This window comes from Vibrio sp. V10_P2A27P122, from assembly GCF_963874335.1.
Taxonomy (GTDB): domain Bacteria; phylum Pseudomonadota; class Gammaproteobacteria; order Enterobacterales; family Vibrionaceae; genus Vibrio; species Vibrio anguillarum.
Map to the genome: position 1 here is coordinate 1 of NZ_CAWNHY010000038.1, position 9,142 is coordinate 9,142.

Here is a 9,142-nt window from a genome sequence, read left to right on the forward strand (position 1 = left end):
GGATGATGCTAGAGAATACATTTCATCGTTACGAAATGGATATTGGGAGGTTGTTAGATTTACACCATCCCAATATAATAGGGAGCATCACAAGGAATATTCAGATTTTAATTGTCAAACATCTCATGAAATTATAGGTCAGGAGTTTGATAATGTAGTTATCGTATTGGATAAGTTCTTTTATTACAACGAAAGTGATAGTCTAGATTACAAAGCGTATGCTTATTACAACCCAGTTAAAATGCTCTTCCAGAACATCACCAGAACTCGGAAAAAGTTGAAGTTAATTATTATTGATAATGAAGATATCTTAGATAGATGTATGAAGATATTGGGTTAACTTGATATTAAAGAGGCTACCAGTACAAATGAGTCCTTCTTCGGTCAATAAGCAATGACATTCTTTTGAATGTCTCATCAGCCAATTTTCTCGAACAATAAAGCCGTCTACTTAGCCATGTCTAAATACATCCAGTCCGAAGTGCCCGTTTCTTGACACGTTCTCTAAATCACTTCTGTCCAAACTTGTATCAGGCCGATCTTCGCTGGCTCATTTTTGCCCCATTATGCTCTAGAGTGGAAGCTGAACCGTTCTGTTCCTCCCCCTTTCAGGGGGAGGTTAGGAGGGGGTGTACAGACCCTACCCCTTGAAGGGGAGGGAATTTTGACATTCTGTCCTTCGCATCTTTATGGCTGACAGCATTTAAATATAAATACTCCTCCACCCAAAACTGCATCATTCATAAAGCATTCACATTCAATCGCTACGTTAGCTCAATATCTTCGAGAGCCGTCATGTGAAACCACTTAAACGCTATCAATACGAACGCTATGCCGTGCTGTGCAACCTTGCTTATCCCAGAGTGTTTAGGCAGACACGTTACGGTTTTGACCCGAACGGTCAGCACATCATCCGTAACCAGTTTGGTAAAATCATGATTCGAGTGCTGTGGAGTAAAAACCAAGAAGAGGCCGTGGTCGTCATCAAAGGTTCGCACAGTGTCAGTGATTGGCTTTTGAACTTTGCAATGTGGACACGCAGTTGTCAGCACTTAGGATTGGATTACCGTATTCATGCGGGCTTTTACCATCTCCTGCATCAAGAAAGCCTGCCAACGCGCAACGAAGATAAACTCGGCTTATCGGTTTTACAGCGGCTGGAAGCCGTCGTTGTTCCTCTGATCGAGAGCGGCAAACGCATTGCCATCACTGGTCACTCTTCGGGTGGGGCTATTGGGTGTATCTTTGCTGACTACATCGAAAAGAAATACCCAAAATGCATCAAACGCATTGTGACATTCGGCCAACCCGCGATTGGTAATTGGCGTTTTCGTCAACGCTACGCGCTTAGTCACAAAACCTATCGTATTTGTTGTGACCTCGACATCGTCACCTTCATGCCACCCATCCCTTTAATCTATTGGCATGTGGGTAAATTGCTGTGGCTTTACAATGGGCGAATTTACGAAAACACACCAACACTAATCCGGTTAGGTCGATCTTTATTGAGCTGGCTAGTTCGCCCCTTCTCTTATCACCTCATGAGTAAATACATCCGCAATAAGGATTTCTTCGATGAACGATAGAAGCTAGCACCGAACAAAAAACACAGTGACTTCAAATATTTCTCACACTAAACAATTATGAAAAATTAATTGTAATTAATTGAATTAAAGCAATATTTATCATTAACCATATAAATTTAATGGCAATTATCATTCAAAAATAGATTTGAACTCTAAGCATTATCGTGGCATTTTATATTTAACTAATCGTTCAATATAAAATAATCAGGATGAATTATGCCAAAGGTAGGGATGCCAGACATACGCAAACCTCAACTTGTTGCCGCAACAATGACAGTCATTGAGCGCGTTGGATTACATGGCGCAAGTATCGCTTTAATCAGCAAAGAAGCGGGTGTCTCGACAGGGATTATCAATCACTACTTTGGCGGCAAGCATGGATTATTGGAAGAGACAATGCGTGTTGTTTTACGTGAGCTTTCAACCACCATCACTCAGCATTTAAACCAACTCCCAAAAGAGGCTCATTACGAACGCATTAATGCCATCGTAACCGGCAATTTCAAAGGGTTCCAAGCGGAAAACCAAGTCGTTAAAACATGGTTAGCGTTTTGGGCTTACTCCATGCACGACGCACAATTAAATCGCCTGCAATACGTCAATGAACAGCGTTTACTTTCTCATCTTAAGATTGAACTCAAGCCGCTGCTCCCATCAGAACAAGTCAACCTCGTGGCTCATGGTATCGCGTCACTGATTGATGGCATTTGGCTACGCGGAGCATTAAACCCCAAAGGGATAGACCCTGCTCAAGCACATTCCATCATTAACGATTACCTCAATAAACAATTAGCGTTTTACGCGCAATAACAACTCACTTCAGGCCTTAAAATGGAAATACAATCGCTTTATATCAACGGAACACTCAGCTCCGCCACTTCAGGAGAACGTTTCGATACCTACAACCCAGCAACAGGTGAAGTGATAGCAACATTGCAGCACGCCAGTGCCAATGACATTGCACAAGCTATCACCTCAGCCAAGCAAGGATTTGCGATATGGTCAAGAATGACCGCAACAGAACGCAGCCGTATTTTGCTAAAAGCAGTAAAAATACTTAGAGAACGAAACGATGAACTTGCTGTACTTGAAGTTCTCGATACCGGTAAGCCGATTCAAGAAGCCAATTGCGTTGATATTGCTACTGGCGCAGACGTCATTGAGTACTTTGCAAATTTAGCCCCATCGCTTCAAGGCGAGCAACAACCGCTCAACGACCATCAGTTTTTTTATACTCGCCGCGAACCATTAGGCATCTGCGCGGGCATTGGCGCATGGAATTATCCGATTCAAATCGCGATGTGGAAATCAGCGCCAGCACTGGCTGCCGGCAATGTGATGATTTTCAAGCCCTCAGAGGAAACGCCATTAAGCGCATTAAAACTGGCAGAGATCTTCAGTGAAGCCGGAGTGCCAGACGGCGTCTTTAACGTGGTTCAAGGTGATTACCGCGTAGGTCAAATGCTGACAGCCCACCCTGACATTGCCAAAGTCTCTTTTACCGGTGAATCGGGTACCGGGAAAGCCGTAATGGCGGACAGCGCTCGCAGCTTGAAGTCTGTCACCATGGAATTGGGTGGCAAGTCACCGCTCATTATTTTTGATGATGCCAAGCTTGATCAAGCTGTCTCCGCTGCCATGGTGGCAAACTTTTATACCCAAGGCGAAGTGTGTACCCATGGGACGCGCGTTTTCGTGCACGACAGCCTCTACGATGCGTTTGTGGCTCAGCTTAAGCTGCGTACTGAACAATTAGTGATTGGCGATCCTATGGATATGAACACACAGATTGGTGCACTGATCTCCAAGCCTCATTTAAGCAAAGTGCTCACAGCGATTGAGCAAGCCAAAACCAGCCAAGCAACTTTGCTCACTGGCGGTTATCAAGTTACCGATAACGGCCTAAATAAGGGCAATTTTGTTGCACCAACTGTTTTCATTGATTGCACTGATGACATGGCTCACGTGCAGCAAGAAATCTTTGGCCCTGTGATGTCAGTGCTTAAGTTTAGCGATGAAGACGAAGTGATCGCGCGCGCGAATGGCACTCAATATGGCTTAGCTGCAGGAGTGTTCACACAGAACCTTTCACGTGCACACCGAGTAATTCACCAACTTCAAGCCGGGATCTGCTGGATAAATACCTGGGGAGACTCTCCAGCAGAAATGCCTGTTGGTGGTTATAAGCATTCCGGAATTGGTCGTGAAAATGGCATAGAAACCTTGAAGCACTATACCCAAACCAAGAGCATTTTAGTGGAGCTAGATGATTTTGCTAGCCCATATGCTTAATCGTCAAAGGAGCCTTCTATGTTAAATCACTTTGATTACATTATCGTCGGCGCGGGCTCGGCGGGTTGTGTTCTTGCCGATCGCTTAACCGAGTCGGGCGAGCATCAAGTTTTACTGCTCGAAGCCGGTGGTAGCGATAAAAGCATTTTCATTCAAATGCCAACCGCCCTTTCTTACCCGATGAACAGCGAAAAATACGCATGGCAATTTGAAACCGAATCAGAGCCCGATCTAGACGGGCGTCAGTTACATTGCCCACGGGGAAAAGTACTCGGTGGCAGCTCGTCTATTAATGGCATGGTATATGTTCGTGGTCACGCTTGCGATTTTGATGAATGGGAATCACTGGGCGCTAAAGGTTGGAATTATCAAAATTGTTTACCCTATTTTCGCCGCGCTGAATCTTGGATAGGTGGCGAGAACGCTTATCGTGGCGGCAACGGGCCCGTCGGTACTTGTAACGGTAACGACATGCAATTGAACCCACTTTATCAAGCCTTCATCGATGCGGGCAAAGAAGCCGGTTATCCAGAAACTGACGATTACAATGCTTATCAGCAGGAAGGTTTCGGACCAATGCATATGACGGTAGATTCTGGAGTTCGCGCCTCAACGTCCAATGCCTATTTACGCCGCGCGATGAAGCGACCGAACCTCACCGTAAAGACAGGAATTGTGGCACATAAGATCTTGATTGAAGAGCAAAAGGCCATCGGCGTTGAGTTTGAAAAATCAGGCAAGATCCAACAAGCGTTTTGCTTGCGAGAAATGATCTCAAGTGCTGGTTCTATTGGCTCTCCTCAACTTTTGCAACTTTCAGGTATTGGCCCTAAAGCGTTGCTTGAACAAGTTGGTGTGAAACTGGAGCAAGACCTGCCTGGCGTGGGTCAAAACCTGCAAGATCACTTAGAGATCTATTTTCAATACCACTGCAAACAGCCGATCACACTAAACAGTAAACTCGGTTTAATCAGCAAGGGGCTTATCGGCACTGAATGGATCTTAACTCGTAAAGGATTAGGGGCAACCAACCACTTCGAATCGTGCGCGTTTATTCGCTCTCGCGCAGGGCTAAAATGGCCAAATATTCAATACCACTTCTTGCCCGCGGCGATGCGGTACGACGGTCAAGCAGCCTTTGATGGTCACGGCTTCCAAGTTCATGTGGGGCCCAATAAACCAGAAAGCCGAGGACAAGTACAAATTGTCTCTCGCGATCCAACGGTTTCACCCTCTATCGCGTTTAATTACCTATCAACCGAACAAGATCGCCAAGATTGGCGCGATTGCATTCGTCTCACCCGTGAAATTCTAGCGCAACCAGCATTGGATGCTTATCGGGGCGAAGAAATTCAACCGGGTGAAGAGATCCAAAGCGATAACGATATTGATTCATGGGTCAAACAGAATGTGGAAAGCGCTTATCACCCCTCTTGCAGCTGCAAAATGGGCGCAGATGACGACCCAATGGCCGTGGTGAATGACCAATGCCAAGTGCGCGGAATTCAAGCTTTACGCGTGGTGGATTCCTCGATATTCCCAAGCATTCCCAACGGGAACCTGAATGCGCCAACCATTATGGTCGCAGAGCGCGCCGCCGATCTTATTTTAGGCAAACCGCTATTAGCCAGTACTGAAGCTCCAGTATGGATTGCACCAGACTGGCAAACCAAACAAAGAATAAAACCACCAATGAGAAAGCCGGACGCTTACTCATAAAATTTATAAAGTCAGTCAAAAATACAAGGAAATAACATGTCTATTACTAAAAAAACCGTGCTCACACTTGCAATGACGACTCTGCTCAGCGCCAACGCTTACGCCAATCAATGCGATACGGTGCGCTTTGCTGATGTGGGTTGGACAGACATTACCGCCACGACGGCAATAACCACAGAGCTGCTTAAAGGGCTAGGCTATCAGACAAAAATCGATTTGCTCTCAGTACCAGTGACCTACTCATCTATGGCAAACGGTGACATTGATGTATTCCTCGGTAATTGGATGCCAACCATGGAAGGCGATATTGCCAAATACCGTGAAGCTGGAACGGTTGAAACTCTGCGCGCTAACTTGGAAGGAGCAAAATACACACTCGCTGTGCCTAAGTACGTTTATGATGCCGGTGTCCAATCGTTTGCTGATATCGCTCAATTTTCAGATAAATTTCGCGGCAAAATCTATGGTATTGAACCGGGCAATGACGGTAATCGCTTGATCCAATCGATGGTTGATGAAAACGCTTTTGGACTGAACGATTTTAGCGTTGTTGAGTCAAGTGAAGCGGGCATGGTGTCACAAGTGGCACGCTCGGTACGTCGTAATCAGTGGATTGTGTTTCTAGGTTGGGCTCCGCACCCAATGAACAGCAATGTTGAAATGGAATACCTTGATGGCGGTGACGATTACTTTGGCCCAAACTACGGTGGTGCAAATGTCTACACCAATGTTCGTCAGAACTACCTAGCACAATGCCCAAATGTCGGTAATTTATTAAAAAACCTGACTTTCTCTCTTGAAATGGAAAACCAACTGATGGAATCCATTCTCAACCAAGGCGTGTTACCAGAACAAGCCGCTCGCCAATGGTTAGCCAAACATCCAGAAAGTATTGTTCCATGGCTAAAGAATGTAAAAACCAAAGCTGGAGCACCTGCACAACAAGCTATTAACAACTATTTAGCGCCATTTAAAGCATAAATTAATTTAAAGGAGGAGGTGAGCATTTCACCTTCCAAAAGGCTATACCGTGAATTTTATTACAGAGAACAAAATCCCCTTAGGTCGTTGGATGGAAAGTGGCGTTGACTGGCTGACCATCCATGCAGCCACATTTTTTGATACTGTTTCCTACTTACTTGAGACCATCATTTTATCTTTAGTTGATGTGTTTAAATGGATGCCCCCTGCCGTGCCGATTTTAGTCACCGCAGCCATTGCATGGTATCTGCATCGTCAGATTTCATTGGTGGTATTTGTTATTGCTGCCCTACTGCTTATTCTAAACCTTGGCTACTGGCAAGAAATGCTGGAAACCTTTGTCTTGGTGTTTGCCGCGACAACGATTTCCGTATTAATTGGCGTACCATTGGGCATTATCGCCGCGCATCGACCATGGCTTTATACGCTGATGCGCCCAATTCTTGACTTAATGCAAACGGTACCAACCTTTGTTTACCTCATTCCAACGCTAGTTCTGTTCGGTTTGGGTATTGTTCCGGGGCTCATTTCGACCATTATCTTTGCCATCGCCGCCCCCATTCGCCTCACCTATCTTGGGATAACTAAGGTACCGGAAGAGTTAGTTGAAGCGGGTAAAGCATTCGGCTCTAGCCGTATGAACTTACTGCTCAAAGTGGAGTTGCCAGCAGCGCTACCCAGCATAATGGCAGGGATCACTCAGTGCATTATGTTATCACTCTCAATGGTTGTGATTGCCGCCTTAGTTGGGGCTGACGGCCTTGGCAAACCCGTGATTCGTGCACTCAACACCGTCAATATTTCTCAAGGTTTTGAAGCAGGCTTAGCCATTGTTTTAGTCGCCATCATTCTTGATCGTTTATGCAAAACCCCACATCAAAATAATAAGGACGCATAATCATGGACGCAATTACCATTAAAAACCTCGATGTTATCTTTGGTCAGAACCCAAATGAAGCACTGCAACGACTCGATGCGGGTGAATCTCGCCAAGAGATTATCGATGCCTGCGGTCAAGTCGTAGGGGTAAACAATGTCAGCCTTACTGTTAAAGAAGGCGAGATTTGCGTCTTGATGGGGCTGTCTGGTTCAGGGAAATCGAGCTTGCTACGCGCGGTGAATGGCTTGAATACCATCAGCCGGGGATCATTAGAATTAAAAGATGGCAAACGCTTTGTTGACCTTGCCAGCTGTGATAAAGCAACGCTTCAGCATTTAAGAACAAATCGTGTCTCGATGGTGTTTCAAAAGTTTGCCCTTATGCCTTGGTTATCGGTTTTAGATAACGTGGCGTTTGGCTTAGAAATGCAAGGAATGAGTAAGAAAAAACGCCACCAACATGCTCGTGCTCAGCTCTCGATGGTTGGCCTTGCTGAATGGGAAGATAAATTCCCCCACGAACTTTCTGGCGGCATGCAGCAACGTGTCGGTTTAGCACGTGCTTTTGCAATGGACAGTGACATCCTGTTAATGGATGAACCGTTCTCAGCACTTGATCCGCTGATTCGTACGCAACTGCAAGATGAGTTATTAGATCTACAAAGCAAACTCAACAAGACGATCTTATTTGTTAGCCACGATTTAGATGAAGCACTAAAAATAGGTAATAACATCGCGATTATGGAGTCAGGTAAGCTGATTCAACACGGTAAGCCTGAAGAAATAGTCCTTACTCCCAAAACGGACTACGTCAAAGAGTTCGTGGCACACACTAACCCTCTTAACGTACTGAAAGGACGTTCGTTAATGCAGCCCATCGAACAGTTAAAGCAACAAGACGAACGTTGGCAGGTCTGCAAAAAGCAGGATGTTTGGGTCGCACAACATGATAAAACTCTGACGCTATATGGAGCAACGTCGACCGCTCTTATCAACTGGGATACCCAAGTCAGCGATATGTCGAACATTGATTCATCGATGATGATTATTACAACTCCTGATATTGATATGCGTAGCGCGATTGAGTTGAAACATCGAACTCAAAATCCGATTCTTCTGATGGAAAATAATCAGCTCGTCGGCGTCTTAAGCGACCAAGAAATTTACAGTGCCCTACTGGGAAATTATCAAACCGAAAAGGCGGCTTAACACTCACCTCTGTGCATTGCTGTCAATGTCATGTTAACGCCATCATACCGATGGCGTTATTTTCTAAGCAGGCTGTTGATTCTTAATCACATAGATCAAAAAAAGACGCTAAAAAGCGTCTTTTTTTGTTTTTGGAGGCGCGACCCGGAGTCGAACCGAGGTCCACGGATTTGCAATCCGCTGCATAACCAGTCTGCCATCGCGCCTTTAATTTTTTGTTGCTCTTAATGAGCAAAGAATAGATGGTGCCCCGGGCCGGACTTGAACCGGCACGACTCGAAAGTCGAGGGATTTTAAATCCCTTGTGTCTACCAATTTCACCACCAGGGCACGCAATTCTGGATTGCGATGCCGTCAACTGAATCAGTTACACACCATCGAAAATTTTTTGAAGTACATTCGCTAGCTTTGTTATTAACAACATTTGTTTATTAACAAAAATTGTTATTAAACATTGCTTTGCAGCTTTTAATAAC

The 9,142-nt window shown here is 45.1% G+C and carries 8 protein-coding genes and 2 tRNA genes; 8 read left to right on the forward strand and 2 right to left on the reverse strand.

Going from position 1 to position 9,142, the window contains the following annotated elements; genetic code table 11:
• The 8 genes from AACQ17_RS02405 to choV form a co-directional block, all read left to right on the forward strand.
• The coding region (locus AACQ17_RS02405; RefSeq protein WP_206208104.1) for a hypothetical protein at positions 1-340 on the forward strand (340 nt) is incomplete at its 5' end.
• 457 nt (positions 341-797) lie between these two features.
• Positions 798-1,586 (forward strand): lipase family protein, encoded by a 789-nt coding sequence (locus tag AACQ17_RS02410; RefSeq protein WP_094167768.1) that lies wholly within the window; start codon positions 798-800, stop codon positions 1,584-1,586.
• Between the two features lie 216 nt (positions 1,587-1,802).
• A complete protein-coding gene (betI, locus tag AACQ17_RS02415; protein ID WP_017046103.1) occupies positions 1,803-2,396 on the forward strand; it encodes a transcriptional regulator BetI in 594 nt (197 codons plus the stop codon).
• 21 nt (positions 2,397-2,417) lie between these two features.
• Positions 2,418-3,878 carry a betaine-aldehyde dehydrogenase gene (betB, locus tag AACQ17_RS02420; RefSeq protein ID WP_094147680.1) on the forward strand — a complete coding sequence of 487 codons (1,461 nt, stop codon included), beginning with the start codon at positions 2,418-2,420 and terminating at the stop codon, positions 3,876-3,878.
• An 18-nt stretch (positions 3,879-3,896) separates the two neighbouring features.
• Positions 3,897-5,597 carry a choline dehydrogenase gene (gene betA / locus AACQ17_RS02425; RefSeq protein ID WP_094147679.1) on the forward strand — a complete coding sequence of 567 codons (1,701 nt, stop codon included), beginning with the start codon at positions 3,897-3,899 and terminating at the stop codon, positions 5,595-5,597.
• Positions 5,598-5,633: 36 nt separating this feature from the next.
• The gene (locus tag AACQ17_RS02430; RefSeq protein ID WP_094147678.1) at positions 5,634-6,578 is read left to right on the forward strand and encodes a choline ABC transporter substrate-binding protein; all 945 of its coding nucleotides are present in this window, start codon (positions 5,634-5,636) and stop codon (positions 6,576-6,578) included.
• 49 nt (positions 6,579-6,627) lie between these two features.
• A complete protein-coding gene (gene choW / locus AACQ17_RS02435) occupies positions 6,628-7,476 on the forward strand; it encodes a choline ABC transporter permease subunit (RefSeq protein ID WP_017048787.1) in 849 nt (282 codons plus the stop codon).
• A gap of 2 nt (positions 7,477-7,478) precedes the next feature.
• Positions 7,479-8,666 carry a choline ABC transporter ATP-binding protein gene (gene choV / locus AACQ17_RS02440; protein WP_094147677.1) on the forward strand — a complete coding sequence of 396 codons (1,188 nt, stop codon included), beginning with the start codon at positions 7,479-7,481 and terminating at the stop codon, positions 8,664-8,666.
• A 132-nt stretch (positions 8,667-8,798) separates the two neighbouring features.
• Here choV and AACQ17_RS02445 read toward each other — a convergent pair.
• Positions 8,799-8,872 (reverse strand) — tRNA-Cys (locus AACQ17_RS02445).
• A 37-nt stretch (positions 8,873-8,909) separates the two neighbouring features.
• Positions 8,910-8,996, reverse strand: a tRNA-Leu gene (locus AACQ17_RS02450).
• Positions 8,997-9,142 lie beyond the last annotated feature (146 nt).